This is a genomic window from Nonomuraea sp. NPDC049419, from assembly GCF_040676995.1.
GTDB lineage: Bacteria > Actinomycetota > Actinomycetes > Streptosporangiales > Streptosporangiaceae > Nonomuraea > Nonomuraea salmonea.
The window spans coordinates 239,973-264,076 of sequence record NZ_JBFAQB010000003.1 but is presented as its reverse complement, the minus strand read 5'-3'; the positions used below and the strand labels follow the sequence as shown (position 1 = coordinate 264,076).

The 24,104-nt window shown below is 73.2% G+C and carries 15 protein-coding genes; 8 read left to right on the top strand and 7 right to left on the bottom strand.

Translation table 11 applies throughout. The annotated features are described in order from the left end of the window. Window positions 1-77 precede the first annotated feature (77 nt). Window positions 78-524: an Lrp/AsnC family transcriptional regulator gene (locus tag AB0K12_RS11290; protein WP_364558405.1), complete on the top strand. Its 447-nt coding sequence runs from the start codon at window positions 78-80 to the stop codon at window positions 522-524. A 17-nt stretch (window positions 525-541) separates the two neighbouring features. Here the strand turns inward: AB0K12_RS11290 and AB0K12_RS11285 are convergent, their stop codons facing one another. Continuing rightward, entirely contained in the window at window positions 542-2,005 is a 1,464-nt protein-coding gene (locus AB0K12_RS11285; RefSeq protein ID WP_364558402.1) for a hypothetical protein, read from the bottom strand. Between the two features lie 122 nt (window positions 2,006-2,127). Continuing rightward, window positions 2,128-2,775: a nucleoside monophosphate kinase gene (locus tag AB0K12_RS11280; protein WP_364558399.1), complete on the bottom strand. Its 648-nt coding sequence runs from the start codon at window positions 2,773-2,775 to the stop codon at window positions 2,128-2,130. Window positions 2,776-2,879: 104 nt separating this feature from the next. Here AB0K12_RS11280 and AB0K12_RS11275 point away from each other — a divergent pair, with 104 nt between their 5' ends. From AB0K12_RS11275 to AB0K12_RS11250, 6 genes are all read left to right on the top strand, one after another. Further along, window positions 2,880-3,908 carry a S66 peptidase family protein gene (locus tag AB0K12_RS11275; protein WP_364558396.1) on the top strand — a complete coding sequence of 343 codons (1,029 nt, stop codon included), beginning with the start codon at window positions 2,880-2,882 and terminating at the stop codon, window positions 3,906-3,908. 80 nt (window positions 3,909-3,988) lie between these two features. Then, the gene (locus AB0K12_RS11270) at window positions 3,989-5,233 is read left to right on the top strand and encodes a C39 family peptidase (protein WP_364558393.1); all 1,245 of its coding nucleotides are present in this window, start codon (window positions 3,989-3,991) and stop codon (window positions 5,231-5,233) included. A 148-nt stretch (window positions 5,234-5,381) separates the two neighbouring features. Then, complete coding sequence (locus AB0K12_RS11265; RefSeq protein ID WP_364558390.1) at window positions 5,382-9,827, top strand: hypothetical protein; 4,446 nt, start codon at window positions 5,382-5,384, stop codon at window positions 9,825-9,827. 109 nt (window positions 9,828-9,936) lie between these two features. Beyond that, complete coding sequence (locus AB0K12_RS11260; RefSeq protein WP_364558387.1) at window positions 9,937-10,755, top strand: helix-turn-helix transcriptional regulator; 819 nt, start codon at window positions 9,937-9,939, stop codon at window positions 10,753-10,755. 130 nt (window positions 10,756-10,885) lie between these two features. Next, the gene (locus AB0K12_RS11255) at window positions 10,886-11,749 is read left to right on the top strand and encodes an oxidoreductase (protein WP_364558384.1); all 864 of its coding nucleotides are present in this window, start codon (window positions 10,886-10,888) and stop codon (window positions 11,747-11,749) included. Further along, entirely contained in the window at window positions 11,746-12,468 is a 723-nt protein-coding gene (locus tag AB0K12_RS11250; RefSeq protein WP_364558382.1) for an SDR family oxidoreductase, read from the top strand. The genes AB0K12_RS11255 and AB0K12_RS11250 overlap by 4 nt, the downstream gene beginning before the upstream one ends. 9 nt (window positions 12,469-12,477) lie before the next feature. On the opposite strand, the gene AB0K12_RS11245 is transcribed toward AB0K12_RS11250, so the two are convergent. From AB0K12_RS11245 to AB0K12_RS11235, 3 genes are all read right to left on the bottom strand, one after another. Beyond that, complete coding sequence (locus AB0K12_RS11245; RefSeq protein WP_364558379.1) at window positions 12,478-14,808, bottom strand: hypothetical protein; 2,331 nt, start codon at window positions 14,806-14,808, stop codon at window positions 12,478-12,480. Window positions 14,809-15,019: 211 nt separating this feature from the next. Beyond that, a complete protein-coding gene (locus tag AB0K12_RS11240) occupies window positions 15,020-18,253 on the bottom strand; it encodes a hypothetical protein (RefSeq protein WP_364558376.1) in 3,234 nt (1,077 codons plus the stop codon). Continuing rightward, the gene (locus tag AB0K12_RS11235; RefSeq protein ID WP_364558373.1) at window positions 18,250-19,638 is read right to left on the bottom strand and encodes a glycoside hydrolase family 43 protein; all 1,389 of its coding nucleotides are present in this window, start codon (window positions 19,636-19,638) and stop codon (window positions 18,250-18,252) included. Before AB0K12_RS11235 ends, AB0K12_RS11240 begins: the two co-directional genes overlap by 4 nt. Window positions 19,639-19,989: 351 nt before the next feature. On the opposite strand from AB0K12_RS11235, the gene AB0K12_RS11230 reads away from it, so the two are divergent. After that, on the top strand, window positions 19,990-20,808 hold the full coding sequence (locus AB0K12_RS11230; RefSeq protein WP_364558370.1) for a hypothetical protein: 819 nt from the start codon (window positions 19,990-19,992) through the stop codon (window positions 20,806-20,808). Between the two features lie 64 nt (window positions 20,809-20,872). Here AB0K12_RS11230 and AB0K12_RS11225 read toward each other — a convergent pair whose 3' ends face one another. Together AB0K12_RS11225 and AB0K12_RS11220 are read right to left on the bottom strand one after the other, a co-directional pair. After that, on the bottom strand, window positions 20,873-23,356 hold the full coding sequence (locus AB0K12_RS11225; protein WP_364558367.1) for a PEP/pyruvate-binding domain-containing protein: 2,484 nt from the start codon (window positions 23,354-23,356) through the stop codon (window positions 20,873-20,875). Between the two features lies 1 nt (window position 23,357). Continuing rightward, complete coding sequence (locus AB0K12_RS11220) at window positions 23,358-24,050, bottom strand: helix-turn-helix domain-containing protein (protein ID WP_364558365.1); 693 nt, start codon at window positions 24,048-24,050, stop codon at window positions 23,358-23,360. Between the last annotated feature and the right edge of the window lie 54 nt (window positions 24,051-24,104).

Genomic DNA, 24,104 nt, shown 5'->3' with positions numbered 1-24,104 from the left:
CCGGGCCGAAGACGCAAACAATATGAGTTCATGGACGTGCCAGCCGGCGTTCTTTGCGCATGAAGGGGGCGTACTCCGTGCCTGAGGTGGACGACATCGATCACCAGGTGCTGCGGCTGCTGCGCGAGGACGGGCGCAGGACGTTCTCCGAGATGGCCGAGCGTATCGGGCTGTCGGTGGCGGCGGTCAAGCGGCGGGTGGACCGGCTCAAGGAGCTGGGCGTGATCACCGGCTTCGCCGTGCAGATCGACTACGCCAAGCTCGGCTGGGGCATCGAGGCCTTCACCGAGCTGCGCTATCCCGGCACCACCCCGGTCGCCGAGATCATCCGCACCGCCACCGACGTGCCCGAGGTGCAGGCCGTGTTCACGATCGCGGGCGACCCGGACGCGCTGATCCACGTACGGGTGCGCGACCTCGGCCACCTCCAGCAGGTCATCGACCGGCTGCGCAGGGCCGGGAACGTCACAGGCACCAAGACCCTGCTCGTGCTCGGGTCGTGGACCCGCGACGTCGTGAACTGACGCCGGGCAGGTGCAGGTCAGGGGGTTCGCCTGTCCTGGTGGGAGAAGAAGCGGACGAGCAGGCCGATCGCGAGCAGCACCGCCACGCCGAGGCCGAGCATCCACATCGACGCGCCGGTCAGCGGCAGGGTCTCACCGCTGTGGTGCGCGGGCGGCGGCACGTCGCCGGCGGCGGCCGGCGGCTCGGGGCCGCGCTCGCTGCGAGGCTCGTCCGGCTCGTGCCCGGTGCTCTTGCGCTCCTTGTCCGGGGAGGCGCTGGGGGTGGGCTCCGGAGTCTCCTCCGGCTCCTCGATGCTCTCCTGGCCCGGTTCCGCCGCCGCCACGACCGTGTCGGCGCAGGCGTGGTTGTCCTCGGTGTTCTCCTCGCCGCCGCCCGTGGTGACGGACGCGCAGATCGTCAGCGGGCCCGCCACGTGCGGGGTCAGGCTGAACCCGTACGTCCTGCTCTCCCCCGGCGCGAGCGGGCCCAGCGGGCAGGTGGACGCGGAGCCGCTGGGCGGACACTCGGCCGGGCGCTCGGCTATCGTCGCGCGGTCGCCGTCGGCCGGGTTGTGCAGGGAGACGTCCGCCGCCCGTGAGGGGCCGTGGTTGGTCACCGTCAGCCGGTAAGGGATCCGCTCGCCGTGGCCCACCTCCTGCGGGGTGCCCTCCTGGCGTACCTCGATCTCGGCGACCGCCCGCGCGCGCGTCGTCAGCTCGTCCTCACCGGCGAGCGCGTCGGGTGCGGTCACGTGGGCGCGGTTGACCAGGCTGGTGCCGTCCTGGAGGGCGGGATCGGTGCTGACCGGCAGCTCGATCGCGACACTGCCGCCCGCAGGGAGCGCCATGGCGCAGGTGACCGTGCGTCCGGTGAGCGAGCAGCCGTCCGGGAGGCGACCGGGGGTGAGGTCGCGGTCGAGCACGGCCGTGGCGATGACGCCGGTGGCGTCCGTCACGCCGGCGTTCGTGACGGACATGACGTAGACCGCCTCGCCGCCGATGATCACCGGATCAGGGGTTAGGTCCTGGGTGACGTGCAGGTTCGCGGGGACACGCGGCGTCCCCGTCCCGCTCGGCCTGGGCGTCCCCGTCCCGCTCGGCCTGGGCGCCGCCGGCCCGCCCCGCCGGCCGCCCAGCTCCCCCTCCGGCCCGCTCCGCCGGCCGCCCAGCTCCCCTTCCGGCCCGTACGTCGGCGCCCCCACGAGCCAGGACGGCCCCATCGCGCTCTTGGCGGCGCTGCCCGGCGCGGCCCCGGACCCCGGACCCCGCGCGGCGCCGCCGGGCGCGAACCACGCCCCCGCGCCGGCCCCGAGACCCGCGTCCGCGCCGAGGTCCGCAGGAGACCGGCCGGCGGTGAGCGCCGGCGTGCCGGGCGACGAGCGCGGGGTGGCGGGTGGGCCGGCCGCCGGAAGCGTCTCGACGGCGGGTGGAGTGGTCGCCGCCCAGGCGGCGGTGCCCAGCGCGGCGAGCGCGATGATCGCCGCGATTCCGGGCCTGCCCATGTCGTACCCCCGCGTGACGTGCCTGTCTCGACCCGCTGGTGATCCTCCTCCCGGGGAGCCGGGTCCCGGGGGCGGTCCGACCGCAATCATGAGCCGCCGTGACCGACTCTTTGCCTCACGGGTCAGCCCTGGTAGGGCGGCAGGTTGAAGCGGGTGCGGATGGTCCGCTGGACGGCGAGCTTGTCGGCGCGGGCGTCGATGGTCAGCACGTACTCCTTGCGGCGGAACAACTCCAGCACCGGCCCGGTCTTGTCGTGGTAGTCGGCGAGCCGCCTGGCCAGCGCGTCGGGGGTGTCGTCGGCCCTGGTCACCAGCTCGCCGCCGCACACGTCGCAGCGCCCCTCCTCCTCGGGCCGGTGGGCGATGAGGTTGTAGTCCATGCCGCACCGCGCGCACAGCCGCCGGGCCAGCACCCGCCTGCGCACCTCGTCGTCGGGCAGGTCGAGGTGGATGACGCCGTCGAGGTCGTAGCTCTCCAGGAAGAACTCGGCCTGCCGCCGGTTGCGCGGGAAGCCGTCGACGATGAAGCCGTAGTTCCAGTCGTGGAGTTCGAGGCGGTCCTTGACGACGTCCGCCACGAGGTCGTCGCCGACCAGCTCGCCGGCCGCGACGAGGCGGCGTACCTGGGCGCCGAGCTTGGTGTGGTGCTTGACGTGCCAGCGGAAGATGTCACCGACGCTGATGTGGACGAGGTCGAGGTCGGCGGCGAGCATCGCGCTCTGGGTGCCCTTTCCGCTGCCCTGCACGCCCATGATCACATATTTCCGCATATCGAGCCGCTCCCGTCCTGTCGTAGGTCTCGTCACCTTCCCACCGGGGATCATGCGCGAAAAGGGGTACGAACCGGCGCGACGATCGTGCGAGGATCTCCGCCATGGATCCGCGCTACCCCGCCCCGCTGCGTCCCGGCGACCGCGTCGCCGTCACCGCCCCCTCCTCCGGCGTGCCCGACGTGCTGCGCGCCCGGCTCGAGGCGGCGATCCGCACGGTGGAGTCGCGCGGTTTCGAGGTGGTGACGGGCTCCTGCCTGTACGACCCCGGCCACGTCAGCGCCCCGGCGGAAGACCGGGCCCGCGAGCTGATGACCCTGCTCACCGACCCGGCGATCAGGGCCGTGGTGCCGCCGTGGGGCGGCCAGACGGCGATCGACCTGCTGCCGCTGCTCGACTGGGACGCGCTGCGCGCCGCCGAGCCGACCTGGGTGGTGGGCTATTCCGACATGTCCACGATCATCACTCCGCTGACGATGCTCACCGGCGTGGCCACGGTCCACGGCAACAACCTCATGGACACCCCCTACCGCGCCCCCGAGGGCCTGCTGACCTGGCTCGACATCGTCACGATGACGCCTGGCACGACGTTCACCCAGCTCCCGCCCGGCCGCCACCGCGCGCACGGCCGCGACGACTACATCGAGACGCCCGAGGTGGACACGTTCACGCTGGACACCCCAGGACGGTGGCGGCGGCTCGACGGCGACGGCGACCTTGAGGTGACCGGCCGGCTGATCGGCGGCTGCATCGAGACGCTCGCCGACGTCGCCGGCACCCCCTACGCCGACGTGCCCGGCTTCGCGGCGGCGGCCGGCGACGAGGGGCTGCTGGTCTACGTCGAGGCGTGCGAGCACGACGCGGGCGAGATCTGCCGCCACCTGCACGGCATGCGCCTGGCCGGCTTCTTCACCGGCGCGAACGCCGTCATCGTGGGCCGCACCCCGGCGCCCGGCCTCCCCTCGCTGAGCCAGGAGGAGGCCGTGCTGGACGCGCTGGGCGGACTCGGCGTGCCGATCGTGGCCGGGGTCGAGTGCGGGCACGTGCCGCCGTACATGCCGATCGTGAACGGCGCCCGCGGCCGCCTGGTGTGCACCGCGGACCGGAACGAATTGACCCAGACTCTCGCCTGATACGTAGATCTGCCGATGCTCGGCACACCCGCTGCGCCTACTGTCGGCCCCACCGAGCGCCTTCACAGCAAGGTGGGTCCATGCGTGCGCTGACCGTGTTCCTGTCCACTCTCGCCCTGGTCACGACCTGTGCCGCTCCGGCCGGGGCGAAACCGGCCGCGGCGGTCCCCGACGTGGTGTTCCAGCGGGCCGACTTCACCACCGGCACCGCCGAGGGCACGACGGCGGCGGGCGGGCTGGTGTTCGGGGAGGCGGCGGGCACCGTCTCCCACACCGACGCGCTGGGCACGAAGACGTGGGAGTACGCCCGCTGGACCGGGCCCGAGCAGGTCATCGGCTTCCCCGCCACCGAGCTGATCGCGTCGTGGACGGCCGACGTGCCGCCGGGGAGCTGGCTGCAGGTCGAGGCCAGGGGCAGGAACACCGAGGGGCTGACCCGGTGGTACTCCCTGGGCCGCTGGTCGTACGCGGAGGGCGACGTGCTGCGCACCTCGGTGTCCGGCCAGTCCGACGCCGACGGGAAGGTGGCGGTCGACACGCTGGTCGCGGCGGCCGGCAAGCCGCTCAGCGCCTACCAGCTCCGGCTGACCCTCTACCGGCGGCCGGGGTCCTCCGTGACGCCGCGCGTGCGGACGTCCGGCGTGATGAGCTCCAACGTGCCGCGCCGCGCGAGCGTGCCGGTCAGTCCAGGCGGCGGCGCGTGGGGCAAGGAACTGGCCGTGCCGCGCCGCTCCCAGAACATCCACCAGGGCCACTACCCCGAGTGGAACGGCGGCGGCGAGGCGTGGTGCAGCCCGACCTCGACCACGATGGTCATGGGCTACTGGGACACCTGGCCCAGCGAGCAGGACACCGCCTGGGTCGAGGACTCCGACCCGAACCCCGAGGTCGACCACGCCGCCCGCTTCACCTACGACCACGCCTACAAGGGCACCGGCAACTGGCCGTTCAACACCGCCTACGCCGGCCGCTACGGCCTCGACGGGTTCATCACCCGGCTGCGCTCGCTGACGGAGCTGGAGCTGCTGATCGGCGCCGGCATTCCGGTGATCACCTCGCAGTCGTTCAGGGAGGAGGAGCTGCCGGGCGCGGGTTACGGCACCGACGGCCACCTCATGGTCGTCGTCGGCTTCACCGAGACCGGCGACGTGATCGCCAATGACCCGGCCTCGCCGAGCAACGCGGCCGTGCGGCGGGTCTATCCGCGGGCCGCGTTCGAGAACGTGTGGCTGCGGAGTTCGAGCAGCGGCGGCGTCGCGTACGTGATCCATCCGCAGGGTCGCCGGCTGCCCGCCACGACCCCCGGGCTGCCCGCCAACTGGTGACCCCGAATGCCGTCATGATCTGCCCGAATATGCGGCGATAGCGGCGGCTGAGCAGCCGTTCGTGCCCCTCGACGGCCGCCCCGGACGTGCGTACATTGGCATCCTACGAACGCCGAACTCGACGAGCCTTTGCGCGGTGGAACGCCGGATGACCGAGGACGAATCAGCAGCCACGATCGAGAAGACGCGGCTCGTGCGCGACTCCCGTTGGAACGGTCCACCGTTGCTGCTGGCCGACGCGGGGGCCCGGGTGCTGCTGGCCGGCACGGGCACGCATCGGCCCGCGTCCCGGCTGCCGCAGGCGCCCGCCGTGGCCGCCACCCTCACCGACGTCGCGCGCTGCCTGGCCGAGCGGGCGCACCTGGCGCCCGACCGGCTCGACGTGCTGCTCGACCCGCCCACGCCCGCAGACCTGGGCGAGGCGCTGGAGCGGGCGGCGCGCGAGGCGACGAGCGTGCTGATGTTCCACTTCGTGGGGCATGCCCTGTTCGGGCCAGGTGATGAGCTCTATCTCGCCACCGGGGCGACCGTCGACCTCTTCGAGGGCACCGCGGGCTATCAGGCGCTGCCGTACGCGCTGGTGCGGCGCATCCTCGCCGGGTCGCGGGCGGAGCTGACCGTGGTGGTGCTCGACTGCTGCTTCAGCGGCGGCGGGCGGCCGGTGCCCGCCAAGGCGATGGATCAGCCGCTGGCCTGGCCCGGCGCCTACGTGCTGGCGTCGTCGAGCCGCGATCCCAATTCGTGGGCGCTGCCCGGCGTCCGGCACACCGCGCTCAGCGGCGGGCTGCTGCGGCTGCTGCACGAGGGCGACCCCGAGGGGCCGGCCGCGTTCACGCTCGACCACGTCCATCACCGCCTGGCCCGATCGCTGCCCGCCGCCGGGTTCCCGCGCCCCCGGCGGGAGGCGGGCGAGCTGCGTGAGCCGGCGCCGCTGGCCGCGAACCCGGCCCACGCGGCGCCCCGGGTGCGGCAGCGGCCGGTGGGCGCGCCGGGCGACCCCGGCAGCCCCTACCGGGGGCTGGTGGCGTACGGGCCGGAGCAGGCGGGGGTGTTCGCCGGGCGCGAGGACGCGACGCGGTCGCTGGCCGCGCGGGTCCGGCAGGCGCTCAGAGCGGCGCGGCCGCCGATGGTGCTCGGGGGGCAGGCGTTCGAGACGGGCGGGCCGCTGCTCGTCACGGGGCCGTCGGGCTGCGGGAAGACGTCGCTGCTGCGGGCCGGGCTGCTGCCCGCGCTCAAGGACGAGGTGGGCCGGTGCGTCGTGCTGACCCCCGGCTCAGAGCCGACGGCGGCGCTGGCCGGTGAGCTGGCCGTGCTCGGCGGGGCCGATCCCGTACGCCTGCGGGCGATCATCGAGTCCGACCCCGGCGCGGCCCGGCGCGGGCTGCCCGGGCCGACGCTGGTGGTGGTGGACCAGTTCGAGGAGGTGTTCACCGCCTGCGGGGACGAGACGGCGCGGCGGCGGTTCGTGGCGGCGCTGGCCGAGCTGTCGGCATCGGCGGCGGTGGTGATCGCCGTACGCGGTGACTTCTTCGCGCGCTGCGCGGCCTACCCCGGGCTGCTCGGGTCGATGCGGCGGCCGGAGATCGTGCCGCTGATGTCGCCCGCCGGGGTGCGCAGGGCCGTCGAGGAGCCGGCCGCGCGGGCCGGGCTCGCCGTCGAGCCGGGGCTGACCGAGCTGATCCTGGAGGACCTGCGCGGGGTCGCGGACGACCAGTTGCCGCGGCTGTCGCACGCGTTGCTGGCGACGTGGCGGCGGCGTACCGGCGGGGTGCTCACCATGGAGGGCTACCGCGCGGCCGGCGGGGTCGCGCGGGCGATCGCGATGAGCGGCGAGGAGACGCTGCGGCGGCTCGGCGCCGAGTCGGAGCCGGTGGCGCGGGCGCTGCTTGAGCGGCTGGTGCGGGTGGACGAGCGGGCGGGCGCGGTGCCGTGCCGGGTGCCGGTGGCCGAGCTGAGCCAGGGGCCCGAGTCGGTGCCCGGGCAGGTGCTGGCCGAGCTGGTCAGGGCGCGGCTGGTCGTCGTCGAGCGCGACGAGGCGCGGCTGGTGCACGAGGCGCTCGTGCGGGGCTGGCCCCGGCTGGCGAGCTGGGCGGAGTCGCGGCGGGCGAGCCTGCTCGTACGCGCCCGGCTGGCCGAGGACGCCGCCCTGTGGCGCGAGGACGGCAGAAGCCCCTCCCACCTCTACACCGACGACCGCCTCACCACCGCGGAGGCCGTCGTCGGCCGCGCCCGCAACGACCTGGGGGCAGGCGAGTCGGTGGGGCGTGGGGTCGCGCGGTGGGTCGCGGCGGGTGTGCCGGCATCGGGGGAGGTGAGTGCGGAGGAGCGGGAGTTCCTCGTCGCGTCGCGGCGGCGGCAGGAGCGCAGGAAGCTGGTCGCGCGTGGCGCCATCGCCGTGCTCAGCGCGCTCGTGCTGGCGGGGGCGGCGGGCGGCGGCGTCGCGGTGGTGCAGGGCGGCAGGGCCGACGCGCGGGCGGCGGAGGCGTCCAGGGTGCGCGACGAGGCGCTGTCGCGGGAGGTCGCGGCGGCGGCGAGCGGCACGGGCGACACCTCGCTCGGCGCCCAGCTCGCCCTGGCGGCCTACCGCCTGTCCCCCACGCCCGAGGCGCGCGGCGCGCTGCTCGGCTCGCTCTCGCGCCCGATCGGCGCACGGCTGATCGGCCACACCGCCCCCGCCGAGCGGGTGGCCTACCGTCCCGACGGCCGGGTGGCCGTGACGGCGTCGGGCGACGCCACCGCCCGGTTGTGGGACGTCGCCGACCCGCTGCGGCCCAAGCCGCTGGGCGTGGTGCAGGGGCACACGGGCGGGGTGCGCGCGGTCGCGTTCACCGCCGACGGGAAGGTGCTGGCCACGGGGTCGGCCGACGGCACGGCCAGGCTGTGGGACGTCTCCGACACCGCGCGCCCGCGCCCGCTGGCCACGCTCAAGGGCCACAAGGAGCCGGTCGGCTCGGTGGCGTTCACGCCGGAGGGCGACGTCCTCGCCACCGCCTCGCCCGACGGCACGACACGGCTGTGGAGCACGGCCGACACGGAGAAGCCCAAGGCGCTGTCGGTCGTCCGGCAGGACGCCGACTTCACCGAGACGGTCTTCAGCCCCGATGGCCGCCTGGCCGCGCTGGCGACGGCCGGTGGCACGATCACCATCCTCGACGTACGCGCCCCCGCCGCCCCGGCCACGCTGGCGACGCTGACCTCGCAGCACGACGGCGTGCGCGGCGTCGCCTTCTCCCCCGACGGCAAGAACCTGGCGGCGGGCACGGCGGACGGCACGGTCGAGCTGTGGGACGTCGCCGCCGCGAAGCCGGCCGGCACCGCGAAGGGAAGCGGCGCGGCGGTGCACGACGTCGCGTTCACCCCCGACGGCGCCCTGCTGGCCGCCGCGTCGGCCGACGCCGACGTCCGGCTGTGGAGCGTGGCGGACCCGGCCGCACCCGAGCTGGCGGCGACCCTGGCGGGCTCCCCCGACGCGGTGACGGGCGTGGCGTTCAGCCCCGACGGCGGGCGGCTGGCGACGTCCTCGGCCGACGGCGTCGCCCGCCTGTGGAACGTCTCCGACGCCGCCCGCCTCGCCCCCCGCGCCAGGCTCGCCCGGCACACCGGCGAGGTGAACGCCGTGGCGATCTCCAAGGACGGCACCACGCTGGCCACCGCCTCCGACGACGAGAGCGTCATGCTGTGGAACGTCTCCGACCCGGCCGCCGTCACCCCGCAGTCCACGCTGTCCGGCCACACCGAGCCGGTGCTGACGGCCGCGTTCAGCCCCGACGGCAGCCGCCTGGTCACGGCCTCGCGCGACGGCACCGCCCGGCTCTGGGACGTCTCCTCGCCCGCCGCCCCCAAACTGCTCGGCACGATCACCGGGGGCATCCGCTCGGCCGCGTACGGCGCCGACGAGCGTACGGTGCTGACCACCGCCACCGACGGCAGGGCCGCGCTGTGGGACGTCGCCACGCCGGCCGCGCCCGTGCGCCTCGCCTACCTCGGCCCCGCCGACGCCCGGCTGCGGGCCGCCGCGTTCCGCCCTGACGGCAAGCTGGTGGCGACCGGCTCCGGCACCTCGTCCGTACGGCTCTGGGACGTCTCCAAGCCGGCCCGGCCCAAAGCGGCCGCCACGTTCACCGCGCACGCCGGCGAGGTGCTCGGCCTGCGGTTCAGCCACGACGGCGAGACGCTGGCCACGGCGTCGTCCGACGGCACGGCCCGGCTCTGGGACGTCTCCGCCCCCGCCTCCCCCCGCCGCCTGGCGGAGCTGAGCGGCCACGACGGCGACGTGGCGGCGGTGGCGTTCGCCGCCGACGACCGCAGGCTCGTCACGGCCTCCGACGACAGGACCGTGCGCGTGTGGGATGTCGTCGATCCGGCCGGCCCCGCGCTGTGGGCGGTGTTCGCGGGGCAGCGCCCGGTGCTGGACGCCGTGCCGGGGCCCGACGGCACCGTGCTGGCCGGCACGTCGGGCAGCGCCGTGCAGCTCTGGGGGCTGAACGCCGAGCAGGCGAGCGCCCGGATCTGCGAGTCGGCCGGCACGTCGATCACCCGCGAGGAATGGGCCCGGCACCTTCCCGGCCGCCCCTACACCCCGCCCTGTCCCTAGAGAACCGGTTGCAACCCCTTGTCGCAGCTGAGGAGGCTCCTGAGGGTGGGAGTTTCCCGCCCACCCTCAGGGCCCCTGAACAACGGGATCCTGGCCTAGCCTGGAGGACATGGACACGGAGAACCTGCTCGGGCAGTTCCTGCGGGCCCGCCGCGAGCTGCTCCAACCCGAAGACCTCGGCATGCCGGTCGGTGCGCGCCGGCGGGTGGCGGGGCTGCGCCGCGAGGAGGTGGCGCGGCTGGCCGGGGTCAGCACCGACTACTACATCCGCCTCGAACAGGGCCGCGAGCGGCACCCGTCCGCTCAGGTGGTGGACGCCCTGGCCAGGGCGCTGGAGCTGGAGGACGACGCTGCGGCCCACCTGCACCGGCTGGCCCACCCCGCCATCGAGAGCCGCCGATCGTCCCAGGGCCCCGAGCGGGTGAGCGACGCCCTGCTGCGCATGATGGCGGCCTGGCCGCACACGCCCGCCGTGGTGCTGGGCCGCCGCATGACCGTGCTGGCCGCCAACACGCTCGGCGAGGCGCTGTTCGCCGGGCATGCCTACAGCGACGACCTGATGCGGCTGGTGTTCCTCGACCCCGACGCGCGCACGTTCTACCCCGACTGGGACCGGGTCGCGGCCAACACCGTGGGCGGGCTGCGCTCGTCCATCGGGACCGACTACGACGACCCTGAGCTGGTCGAGCTGGTCGGTGAGCTGTCGCTGAAGAGCGCCGCGTTCCGCGAGCTGTGGGCCCGCCACGACATCCGCCAGAAGACCCACGAGACCAAACGCTTCCACCATCCGCTGGTCGGCGAGCTGATCCTGCACTACGAGTCGCTGACCGTGAACAGCGCGCCCGGCCAGCAGCTCGTCGTCTACCAGGCCGATCCGGGCAGCCCGTCGGAGGAACGCCTCTTGCTGCTGGGCAGCCTCACCGCCTGACCGCCTGACCGTCTGACCGTCTGATCCACGTACGCATCGGCGCGACCGCCGTCGCGCCATCCCGGCATGCCCGCGATGCGATGACGCACGCCCGCCGGGACACCACACACCATCGGAGTTCCCACCTGTCATGAGCAACGATCACACCCCTGTCTGGTTCATCACCGGCTGTTCGACCGGCCTCGGCCGGGCCCTCGCCGCCGCCGTGCTCGACCGCGGTCACCGCGCCGTGGTGACCGCTCGCTCGCCCGAGCAGGTGGCCGGCCTGGTGGCCGCGCACCCGGGCCGCGCCCTCGCCCTGCCCCTCGACGTCACCGACCGGCACCAGGTCGAGCGGGCGGTGAAGGCGGCCGAGGCGGAGTTCGGCGGCATCGACGTGCTGGTCAACAACGCCGGGTACGGCTATCTCGCCGCCCTGGAGGAAGGCGAGGACGACCAGGTCAGAGCATTGTTCGAGACGAACGTGCACGGCCTGGTGGACGTCACCAAGGCCGTCCTGCCCGGCATGCGCGCCCGCCGCGCCGGCCACGTCGTGAACATCTCGTCGCTGGGCGGGCTGGCCGCGTTCGGGGCGACCGGCTACTACCACGCCACCAAGTTCGCCGTGGAGGGGCTGTCGGAGTCGCTCGCGGCCGAGGTGGGGCCGCTGGGCATCAAGGTCACGATCGTGGAGCCGGGCGCGTTCCGTACGAACTGGTCGGGGCCCTCGATGCGGCAGTCCGAGACCCGCATCGCCGACTACGACGCGACCGCCGGCGCCCGGCGCGCCTCCACCCTGGCCACCTACGGCCACCAGCCAGGCGACCCTGACAGGGCCGCCGCGGCGATCATCACGGCCGTCGAGTCGCCTGAGCCGCCGCTGCGGCTGCTGCTCGGCAAGGCCGCCTACGACGTCGCCACCGCCCGGCTCACCACGCTCAAGGCCGGCTTCGACGCCTGGCGCGAGCTGACGCTCAGCGCCGACTACCCGGCCGACACCAAGGAGGAAGCATGAGCAAGATCGTACTCATCACCGGCGCGAGCAGCGGCATCGGCGAGGCCACCGCGCGCCGCCTGGCCGCCGACGGCCACATCGTGGTGCTCGGCGCGCGCCGCGAGGACCGGCTCGCCGAGCTCGCCAAGGCCATCGAGGCGGACGGCGGCACGGCCGACGTGCGGCGGCTGGACGTCACCGACCGCCAGGACGTCGCCGCCTTCGCCGACGAGGTCGTCCAGCGGTACGGCCGCTTCGACGTGATCGTCAACAACGCCGGCGTGATGCCGCTGTCCCGGCTGGATGCGCTGCTGGTGGACGAGTGGGACCGGATGATCGACGTGAACGTGCGCGGCCTGCTGCACGGGATCGCCGCCGCGCTGCCCCACTTCCAGCAGCAGGGCACCGGCCACTTCGTCACCATCGCCTCGACCGGCGCGTACGAGGTGGTGCCGACGGGCGCGGTCTACTGCGCGACCAAGTACGCCGCCCGCGCCATCACCGAGGGCCTGCGCCTTGAGCTGGACCCCGCCATCCGCGTCACCACGATCTCCCCCGGCGTCGTGGAGTCGGAGCTGGCCGACTCCATCACCGACCCGGGCGCGCGGGAGAAGATGCGCGCGTACCGGGCGCACACCATCTCACCGGACTCGGTCGCCGGCGCCATCGCGTACGCCATCGGCCAGCCGCCCGGTGTGGACGTCAACGAGCTGATCATCCGCCCGACCCACCAGCGCTGAGACCTGTGGTCAGGGGTGCGGGCCGCTGTTGGGCAGGCCCTCGCCCTCCGGTTCGAGTGCGTAGGCGATGCCCGCGTCGACGTCGCTGTCATAGCCGGTGCGGTACGCCGCCGCGTAGGCGTTGTCGCCGAGGACGGCCCTGGCCCGTGCCTCGCACACCCTCCGCGCCGCCACCCACTCCGGCACGCTGGCCTGCGCCTGCCCGTGGTTGCTCCACACCCGCTGGGCCAGCCCGAGCAGCCGGGCCGCGCGCAGGGAGTGACCGGCCGCGCCGGCCGCCAGCGCCAGCAGGTCGACGGTCAGCCCGATGCCGAACGTGTCGTGCAGCCGCCGCTTGGTCCGTAACGCGGCCTGCCCGTAGCGGACGGCGGCGGCCAACCGTCCGCCGCTCAGCTCGGCCTGCCCGCGCAGGAAGTCGCCGTGGGAGCGCATGAGCTGCTCGCCGCGCCCGTCGCACAGGCCACGCAGGTCGTCGAGGACGGTGACGGCCTCATCGAGCCGCCCTGCCACGGTCAGCGCGTGAGCCCGGCAGAGCAGCGCCAGCAGGCCGGCGATGGTGGGCGGCTCGTCGTTCCACCGGTCCCGGTAGGCGGGCTCCGACTCGGCCAGGACCTGAGCGAGGTCACCTCGGATGACCCCGACCGCCGACCGCAGCGCCCTGGCGCAGACGGCGGCGTAGATCTCGACGTGCCCGGCCCGCTCATAGGCGGCGAACCCGCCGGCGGAGGCTGGTGCGGCACGCCTGTGCACCGCGGAGAGATCGCCATGGGCCGCGGGCTCCTCGGCGGGAGCCGCGGGCACGCCGCCTGGGGCCGGAGGGGTGGTGGCGTCCAGGTCGCCGGCGACTATGGCGATCTGCGTGGCTCGTTCTTCTGCGCTCTGCGCGTCGCCCTGCGAGGCGGCCAGGAGGCCGTCGGCCCACAACGCCTGGATGAGGGCGGGTTCGGGGCGGCGGGCCTGCGCGAGGGCCTGGCGGAGGTGGTGGCGGCCCTCCTTGGCGTGGCCGCAGCCGTACCAGAAGAAGGCCAGGACGCCGGCCAGCTCAAGAGCGGGACGGCCGTCGTCGGCGGACAGCGGGACGTCAAGGGCGGCGCGGAGGTTGTCGTGCTCGCCCACCATGCGGTCGTACCAGGAGAGCTGGCCGGGCCCGAGCCAGCCGGCGGCGCCCTTGATGGACAGTGCCAGGTAGTGCTCGCGGTGGCGCTGCTTGAAGCGCTCTTCCTCGCCGAGGTCGCGCAGCCGGCGGGCGCCGTACTCGCGCAGCGTGTCGAGCATGCGGTAACGCTCGCCCGCGCCGGTCGGCAGCCAGGTCAGCACGGAGTCCTCGGCCAGGGCGTCGAGCAGCAGCCCGACGTCGCTCTCCGGCAGCCGCTCGTCGGCGCACACCTGGCGGGCGGCCTCGGCGTCGAAGTCACCCGCGAACACCGACAGCCGCGCCCACAGCAGCCGCTCCGCGGGCTCGCACAGCTCGTGGCTCCATCCGACGGCGGTGCGCAGCGCCTGCTGCCACGGCGGCTCCTCGGAGGCGGCAGGGCCGGGGGCGGCTGGGGCCGGGGCGGCGGGGTCGGAGACGGCTGGGTCCGGGGCGGCGGGGTCGGGGGCGGCGGGGCCGGCGCCGAGCGCGGCGAAACGGTCGTCGAGCCGGTCGGCGAGGTAGCCGAGTGGCAGGGTGCGCAGCCGGGCGGCGGCCAGCTCGATCGCGAGCGGGATGCCTTCGAGCCTGCGGCACAGCCGTACGACGGCCTCCTGGCTCTCCTTGCCCAGGTCGAAGCCGGGAACGGTCTCGGCGGCCCGCTCGGCGAGCAGCGTCACCGCGTCGCCCGCGAGCGCCGTCGTATCGGCGGGCGGGACGGGCAGCGGCTCGATCACGACCAGCGTCTCGCCCGCCACCTCCAGCGGGCGGCGGCTGGTGGCGAGGACGCGCAGCCCCGGTACGGCGTCGAGCAGCGCGGCCACGACCTTGCCGCAGGGGCCCGCGAGGTGTTCGCAGCCGTCGAGGACGATCAGCAGCTCACGCCCCGACAGGTGCTCGGTCAGCACCTCGGGCATGGGGCGCGCGGTCTGGTCGGACAGCCGCAGCGCTCCGGCGACCGCGTGCGGCACGAGGCCGCCGTCGCGCAGCGTGGACAGGTCGACCAGCCAGGTGCCGCCGCCGAACTCGGCCCGCAGCTCGGCCGCCGCGCGCAGCGCCACGCGTGACTTCCCGACGCCTCCGACGCCGGTCAGCGTCACCAGGCGGGATCGCCGGCAGGCCGTACGCACCTGGCCGAGCTCGGCGCGGCGGCCGACCAGGCTGGTCAGCTCGGGTGGGAGATTGCCCGCCTGCCACTTGCCTGCCATCGTGATCGCCACCCATCCGGCCGGGGAGTGTGACAGCAGCTTGCCCCATGACGGCACGCTCCGTCACCAAAAGTAAGGAAGCCACTACTCCGATGGTGGAGATGGTGCGCCCGTGCCAGGGGTGGCGTCAAGGGCGGGCGGCAGGCGCGGGCGAGGGGCGCGGGTGTGAAAGCGGGGGCGCGTCCGCGGACCTGGACGCGCCCCCGCGCTCTCAGCTCCCGTAGGCCTTGACCTCCAGGAGGCCCACGGAGCTCGTCCCGTTGCCGGTCAGCAGCACGCGCAGGCGGGTGGTGCCGGTGGCGGTGAAGGCGACGGTGTTGTAGGCGTTCTTCGCCAGCGTGTACGCCGATGCGCCCGGCACGTCCGCGTACGCGCTGCCGTTCCAGTACTGCAGCTTCCACGACGCCGGCATGTCGATGCCCTGGTCGTCGTCGAAGAAGTACACCTCGGCCCGGTTCAGCGTGCGGGCGGACGGCCAGGTGAGGTCCACCCACTGCTGGCCGGTCTCGGGCCAGCAGCCCCAGCGCGGGTTGACGGTGTCGTTGGAGGAGGGCGGATCGATGCCGTCGTTGACGGCGGCGACGCTCTCCCACGACGACGTGTACGACGCGCTGGGCACGGCCGACGAGGCGTGGTTGGTGGACGGCTGGACGCCGCCGCCCCGGTTGTGCACCTTGATCTCGGTGAGCCCGGTCCTGGCCCCCGGCGCGGCGGTGAACAGCACCCGCATCCGCTGCGCGCTGACGGCGCCGAACCGCACCGCGTTGTAGTTGCCCCGCGGCGTGGCCGGCGTCTTGACCTGCGAGGTCGCGCTCACCCAGGTGCTGCCGTCGTGATATTGGACGTCGTACGAGACCGGCGCCCGGTAGGTGCCGCTGGCCGGCCGGCTGTCCTTGAAGTACAGCCGCACCTCGTCGAAGGTGCGCGTGGTGCCGAAGTTCAGCTCGTACCAGTCCTGGCCCGAGGCGGTGCCGCCCCAGAACGGCTCGTTGATGGGGAATCCGTCCACGGCCCCGGAGGTGGAGCTGCCGGACGCGGTCGTCGAGGCGGTGGCGCTCGCGCCGGAGGCCAGGTCGGCGAGGTCGGCGGTCAGGTCGACGCCGGCCTTGGCGAGCAGGTCGATCATGCGCTGGCTGGTGTGGACGACCTGGTTCGGCGCCCGCAGCCCGGGGACGGCGACGTTGTGCGTGACGGTGCCGCCGGTGGTGACCGCGCCGGTCGCCGGGTCCCACGTGAACGGCACCAGGTCCGACACGGTGGCGGCGCGGGTGCCGTTGACGTAGATGGAGTAGCCCTGCGGCACGCCCGGGTAGCGGGTCACGCCGTCGGCGGGGTCGTCCCAGACGATGGTCAGGTTCGCGTTGCGGTAGCGCAGGTTGTTGACCGTGAAGTGGGTCCAGCCGATGTCGATCGGCGACAGCTCCACCTTGGCGTCGTTGCGCGGCCGCAGCCCGGCGACGTCCTCGATGACGGTCCAGTTGCCGCTGCCCAGGATGTTGTGGTGGATCCAGGAGCGGTAGGTGATGGCGGAGCCGTTCCAGTCGGCCCAGAACTCGTTGGCGTCGGGCCACTGGGTGTTGCCGCCGACGTACTGCGCCCAGGCGTTCCAGTAGAGCAGCTTCTTGTACCAGGTGGCGTCGATCCACTCGTTGGGGTAGTCGCGCAGCACCGACGACAGCAGGCGGAACTGCACGGTCGAGTTGATCGTGGAGAAGTTGTTGCTGCCGGTGCCGGAGGCCGCCTTGTCGGCCTGGTTCGCGGTGTAGAAGGGGAAGATCGGATACTGCGCCGGGTCGTCGAACAGGCGCAGGGCCTGCTTGTACGTCGAGGTGTTCGGGATCGCGCCGACCGCGAACGGGTAATAGTTGTTGATCTCCTTCCACGGCACCCACTCGTTCGTGGACTTCAGCCGGTGCTCGAAGAGCTGCCTGTTCGGGTTCCACAGGACGCCGACGATGGCGTTCTGGATCTGGGTGGCGAGCGTGCGCAGCTCGCCGGCCTTGGCGGTGTCGCCGATCGCCTCGTACGCCTGCGCCGCGGCCAGCGCGCCGCTGTACTGGTAGGCCGACTCGGCCCTGTCCATCCTGCCGGGCTTCCAGTGGAACGACACGGCGTCGGCGTCGTTGCCGGTCAGGGCGCCCCAGTCGTACTCGATGAGCTTGTTGCCGTCGGTGTCGTAGTGCGCGAGCTGGCCCTTGACGTCCTGCTCGGCGTAGCGGGCCAGGTTGGCGGCGACGGCGGGCTCACCGCCGTGGATCTGGTAGCTCTTCCAGGCGGCCTCGGCGATGTACTGGGTGTAGCTGTTCGACCAGTTCTCCGGGTCGCCAGGATTGTCGACGAAGCGGCCGTTCTTGGAGGTCTGGCCGACGCTGAGCCAGTCGCCGTAGGCGTAGCTGGGGTCGCGCAGATACTTCAGGTCGTCGATGTGCATGGGCTGGGTGAGCGCGATCGCGTTGTTGTAGCCCAGCACGCCCTCCATGGAGGTGGGGAACTGGAAGGTCTGCCCGGGGATGTCGGCGTCGAGGTGGTTGAAGCGCATCAGCCACCAGCGGTAGTAGATGTTCTTCTTGATGGCCGGTTCCGGCACGTCGATGTAGGGGACGTTGTCGGCCCACCACCGGTTGTACGCGCGCACGTGGGTGGCGAACGCGGTGGCGGCCGAGTAGCCGGCGTAGGCGTCGTACTCGGTGCGCGAGGCCGGGATCTCGTTGGTGACGAAGCCCATGACGACCTTGACCGTCACCGTGGCGCCCGCCGCGACGGTGACGGAGCGGTTCAGCCCGCCGCTCGACACCGTGAACCCGTCACCGGTGAGCCGCGGGTAGAGGGTGGTGAGGTTGTTGTAGGCGTTGACCTGGCCGGTCAGCTCGTTGCCGCTGCCCGACGTGGCGTACGGCGAGGTGGCGCGCAGTTGCAGGGTCGTCGAGCCCGAGCCGCCGTTGGTGATGGCCAGGCCGGCCACCGCCACGTTGTTCTCGGTGATGAACTTGGTCTGGTTGATGGTGATCGAGCCGCTGGTGTGCCGGCTCTTCCAGTGGCTCGGCGCCTGCCGGCGGCTGCTCACCTGTTCGGTGAACGTGCCGGGCGAGACGGAGACGGTGAACGCGCTGGCGTTGCTGATGCTCTCCCAGTACGCCGCCTGCCCGGCGAATCCCAGCGTGCCCGGCGTGTGCGTCTTCATGAACAGCGCCCGCCCGCGCGTCATCAGCCAGGTGCCCGCCGGGTCGTTGCCCGGACGGGCGAGCAGCCGGTCCATCCAGAAGTCGGTGCCGGAGCTCTCGGCGTCGTAGATGGCGCGCATGTGGTCGCCGGTCGTGTACGAGCCGGGCGGCGCCGGGATGGCGGGGCCGCTGAACGTGGGGTAGCCGATGGTCTGGTCCGCGTACGCGGCGGGCGCCGCCATCAGGGCCGCCACGAGGAGTAAGGCCGACAGGACGCGCCTCATGCGAAGGCCCTCCATTCGAGCACGCCGGTCGAGTAGCCGGTACGGGAGGTGATGGACAGCCGCAGCCGGGTCGTGCTGACGGGGGTGAACGTGGTGACGTTGAACGCGTTGGCGGCGGTGCCGCAGCCCGACGCGCCGGGCACGGGGACGTACGCGCTGCCGCTCCAGTACTGCAGCCGGCACGACACCGGCAGGTCGATGCCCAGGTCGTCGTCGAACCAGTAGACCTCCGAACGCGAGATCGTCTGCGCGCTCGGCCAGCGGTACTCGATCCACTCGGTGCCCTGGTGGTTCCAGTTGCCGTAGGCGCCGTTGCTGTGGTCGGCCGAGTTCGCCGGGGTGTGGCCGTCGTTGATCGCGCCCAGCGTCTCCCACGGCGACACGTACGACGTGGACGGGGTGGCGCTCGCCGCCAGGTTGCCCGGCGTCACGGGGCCGCCCGTCTGCACCACCTTCCGCATGGTGCCGTCGGCGTTGAAGGACAGCTTGTCGATGGTCACCGAGCGGCGGAAGTCGCCCCCGCCCGGCGCCGCGGCGTTGTGGTAGACCATGTACCACTGGCCCTTGAACTCGATGATCGCCGGGTGGTTCGTCGTCGAGCTGACCTGGTCGAGCACCACGCCCCGGTGCGTCCACGGGCCCATCGGGCCGCTCGCGGTGGCGTACCTGACGCAGGCGTGGCCGGGGGCCGCGCAGCCCGAGTCGTTGGCCGCGTACGCGAGGTAATAGACGCCCTCGCGCTTGAACATCCAGGGCGCCTCCCAGAAGTTCGACACGCCGCTCGGGGTGACGACCGGGCCGTTGAGCGTGGTCATGTCGGCGTTGAGGCGGGCGGCGCGCAGTCCGTAGTAGGAGCCCCAGTACATGTAGACCTGGCCGTCGTCGTCGGTGAAGACGGTGGGGTCGATGTTGAGCGGGGACGAGTTGGGGGTGCTGTCGCTGACCAGCGGGCCTCCCTTGGCGTCCGTGAACGGGCCGAGCGGGCTGTTCCCGACGGCCACGCCGATGTCCATCCAGCCGGGGCCGTTGCCGTTGACGGGGACGTACCAGTAGTAGCGGCCGTCGGCGCCGCGCTCGACCTCGCCCGCCCAGGCGTCCGCGCCGGCCCAGGAGAAGTTCGCGATGGACAGCTTGGCGCCCTGGTCGGTGAAGGTGGCGGCGTCGGAGGAGGTGAAGACGTGCCAGTCGCGCATGACGAAGTTCGTGCCGCCGGGCGGAGCCTCGTCGTGGCCGGTGTAGACGTACAGGGTGTCGCCTACGACCAGCGCGGCCGGGTCGGCCGTGTACATCGTCGTGGTGATCGGCGGGCCCGCCAGCGCGGGCCGCGCGGTGCTGAGGAGGAGCAGGAATGCCGCGGCGACGGCCGCCGCCCATCTTCGTCTCATGTGGTGGCCCCTAGCGTTGTCATGTGAGCGCTAACATCATGGACTCGGGACTTTCTAAAAGGTTTTCGGAAAAGTAGACCGGGTGAGCGAGGCTGTCAATCGGCCGCTGCAACGCACTGCACGTGCTCTGACATGCACGGCCAAGACGACCATGCGCACTGATCAGGTAGCGAACGCTTGGTCACGTTTTCATATCACCGAAAAGGCTTTCGGCATTTTATGGGCGAGCGGGCGGGTGTTCGGTGCGTTTCCGCAGGTCAAAGGCGATGGAACGGTCGCGTGGCGTGCCCGGCGAGTCGCCCGTGTCGTGAGAAATTCCGAACAGTAGCTCCTGACCTTGAGGAACTTCCCGTGGCACACGATCACCAGGACCGGCGGGTCAGCCGGCGACGACTCATCACCGGCATCGGCTCGCTCGGCCTCGGCGGCCTCCTGACCGCGGGCGATCCCCGCGCCGCCGGCACTCTGGCCGACGTCCCGGCCTCCGCGTTCGACTCCGACACGCACGCCAAGGCGCAGGCGCTGCTCTCCAGGGCACAGACGTGCAAGCTGACGCCCAGCACCAAGCAGGGCCCGTACTACTTCGAGACCGGCTCGGTCCGCAGCGACCTGCGCGAGGACCGCCAGGGCGTACGGCTGCGGCTGGCGCTCAAGGTCCAGGACGGCGGCACCTGCCGGCCCCTGCCCGGCGCCGCCGTCGAGGTCTGGCACTGCGACGCGGGCGGCCTCTACTCCGGCGCGGAGACGCAGTCACGCGACGTGCTGACGGGCGGCGACAAGGTCCGGGTCAGGCCCGGCACGGTCTTCACCGACCTCACCCCGTCCGACCGGCGCCGCTACCTGCGCGGCGTCCAGCTCGCCGACCGCGACGGCATCGTCCGCTTCACCACCATCTGGCCAGGCTGGTACCCGGGCCGCACGGTGCACGTCCACGTGATGGTCATGGTCGAGGACCAGCGAGCCCTGTGCACGGAGATCATGTTCGACGAGAAACTGAACAGCCAGGTGCTCGCCACGCCCGCCTACCTCGGCCACCAGCAGCCCAGGGACACCTTCAACACCAACGACCCGATCTTCAGAGACGACATGCTCGCCCACGTCATCAAGGACGGCCCCGGCTACCTCGCCGCCACCGTCCTCGCCGCGGACCACGACGAACAAGCCGCCTGAGTCAGATCAGGTCGCCGTGTCCGGGTCATCGGCGCGCTGCGCTGGTTTCAGGCAGGCCCAGCTTTTACTCCAGCAGCTCGACGGTGCCGCGTTCGCCGTCCACCCTGATGTGGTCGCCGTCGCGCAGGCGCATGGTCGCGTTGCCGGTGCCGACGACGGCGGGGATGCCGAGCTCGCGGGCCACGATGGAGGCGTGCGACAGCGGCGCTCCCATGTCGGTGACCACGGCGGCGGCGCGGGGGAACATCGGGGTCCAGCCGACGTTGGTGAGCGTGGTGACGAGGATCTCGCCGGGCTTGAGGCGGTCGCCGTCCTCGGGGCCGGCGAGCACGCGGGCGACGCCCTCCACCACGCCGGGCGCGCCGGGGAAGCCGGTGACGGTGTCGCTCACGGGGGCGGCGGGGCCGCGCGCGTCGTAGAGGTCGGCGCGGCGGGCGGGGTCGGCGGCCCAGCGTACGGGGTCGAAGGCGCCGACGATCAGCACCGGGTAGGGCGGCAGGGCGGCGTACCCCTCATGGGTGGCCCGCCGGGCCGGCACCTTCTCCAGGACGGACCGGTCGCCGCGCAGGAGGCGGAGCAGCTCGTCGAGGTGGAGGAAGAAGACGTCGTCGCCGACGCCGGTCAGCTCCCCCGCCCGTACGGTGAAGGCGCGCAGCACCCAGAACGCGCGGACCGACTCCGACCGGGCGGCCTCCCTGTCGCGGACGACGGCGTTCCACCGCCGCACCCGCGCCCGCATCGCGGCCTCCTTGCGGGGGTGGCGCCGGGCGAAGCGGGCCCACGCCTCGTCCCTGGCGGCGCGCTGGCGTTCGAGGAGCTGCTCGGTGCCGGCCCGCAGGTCGCCCACGCCGGCGAGCTGGGCGTCGATCCACGCGGGGTCCTCGCCGGGCCGCGGGATGGACACCTCGAACTCGTGGGGGCCGCGATGCCCGTACGCGCGGGCGAACCCGTCCCTGCCGATCTCCCCCGCGGCCAGCCTGGACAGGCCGGTGAGCAGGCCCATGCTGGCCAGCTCGCCGCCTGCGTTGACGCCGGTCAGCATGGCCTCGGCGTCGATCTCGCCCACGAGCTTGTAGAGGCGGTGCCGGGTCATGACGAGGGTGGCGCCGCCCTGCCGCCCGGCGGCCTCCAGCATCTGGAAGGCGGTGACCGCGTGCGGGCGCAGCTCGCGTTCCCACAGCTCGGCCAGCTCGGCGGCGGTCGCGGCGGCGGCGACGCGGCCGCGCAGCTCCTCGCACCGCGCGGGCGAGGCGGCGAGGAACGCGGGCATGTGCCGCAGGTTGCGGCGGACCCTGAGCCTGATGCCCACGGCCACCGGCAGCACCCGCCTGACGATCTGCCACCGTGACAGGCCGACCAGCGGCACCTCCAGGCCGGGCGGCAGCTTGCCGAAGACCTGCTCGACCACGCCGAGCAGGCTCTTCACGCCGATGGCCGCGGCGACGCTGTGGACGACGCTGAGGTTCATGTAGAACCGGCCGCCGATGTTGCCGACGAGGTCGAAGCCGGGCAGGGTGCTGGCCGACATGGCCTCGGCGATGAACAGCCGGACGTACGACCAGGTGATGGGGGTCATCACGTCGGGGATGGCCTCGCCCAGGTTGCCGCCGGTCCACAGGTGGTCGCCCTTGAGGCTGTCGTTCCACTCCTCCAGGGGCGTGGTGAGGCCGGTGATGGGGCGGGCCTGGACGATCGCGAACGCGCCGTCGCGCCTGGCCCACTCGACGTCCATGGGGACGCCGTACAGGGCCTGGATGCGGACGCCGAGCCCGGCCAGCGTCACGGCCTCGGCGTCGTCGAGCACGGGCGTGGTGCGCCGCGGCTCGGGCACCGGGCGCTCCTCGGTGCCGGTGGCGGTCCGCACGGTCATGACCTTCTTGTCACCGGTACGCGACTCCGCGACGCGGCCGCCGCGCACCGTGATCACGTCGGGCGTGACCTGCCCGCCGACGACGGCCTCGCCGAGCCCCCACGAGGCGTTGATCACGGTCGCCTCGCGGTCGCCGGTGACCGGGTCGGCGGTGAACAGCACGCCGGCCGCGTCGGCGTCCACCAGCTCCTGGACGACCACGGCCAGCGCCACATCGTCATGCGGCACGCCGTGCCGGTCGCGGTAGGCGATGGCGCGGGGGTTCCATAACGAGGCCCAGCACCGCCGTACGGCGTCGAGCAGGTCCGCGCCCCTGACGTTGAGAAAGCTGTCCTGCTGGCCGGCGAACGACATGCCGGGCAGGTCCTCGGCGGTGGCGGACGAGCGCACGGCGACGGGCACGTCGTCGCCGAGGTCGGCGTAGGCGCGCAGGATCTGCCCGGCCAGCTCGTCCGGCACCTCGTGGGCGGCGAACAGCGCGGGGATCGCGTCCGGGTCGCCGGCCGAAAGGATCTCCTCGCCGAACCCGGCGACGAAGGTCCGGTAGGCGTCGGTGGTGATGTGGAACCCGCGCGGCACGGGCAGCCCGGCCCTGCTCAGCCGGGCCAGGGACGCGCCCTTGCCCCCGGCGGTGGCGAGGTCGGCGGCGGGGTCGTCGAGGGGGAGCACGGCACGCACGTCATACCTCCAGGGAGAGCGCCAGCTTCTGCTGGGCGGCCTCGGTCATGGCGTCGAGGAAGCGGCGGGTGGCGCGGGCGACGGCCTGCTCGCCGCCGGGCGGCAGTGGCCCGCCGGGGCTCAGCGTCCGTTCGATGGTGGCGGTGACCAGCTCGGCGATCCGCTCGTCCGGCGGCTTGACGCCCGGCAGGAACAGGAAACCGTAGACGATCGAGGTGATGACGACCACCTGCTCGCGCGGGTCGCCGTCGATGGCGCCGATCTCGGCCAGCTCCTCCGCGTACGCGTCGAGCGGCCCGCCGGGCGGCAGCCGCGGCCCGCTGTCGTGCTTGCGGCGGGTGAGCTTGCCGAGCACCTCGGAGTCGCCGCTGAGCACGGCCCGCATCAGCGGCCGGCCCAGCAGCGCCAGCGCGAACAGGCCGAACAGCTCGCCCGGCGCGGCCGGCTCCCGCTCGCGCACCTCGGCGACCAGGCGCACCCGCTCGCGCCGCAGCAGGGCGGTGAACAGCTCGTCGCGGGTCTTCCAGTGCAGGTAGATGGTGCCTTTGGCGACGCCGGCGCGCTGGGCGACGTCGTCGATCGTGGTCTTGTCGTAGCCCCACCGCAGGATCAGCTCCGTGGCGGCGTCGAGGATCCGGTGCGCCCGTTCGAGCCGGCGCGCCGGATCCTGCGGTGGCCGTCCTGTCCTGGCCATGCCGAAATCACCTCAATTGTTTGACCGAATGAGGCTATCCAGTCATGTAATTGT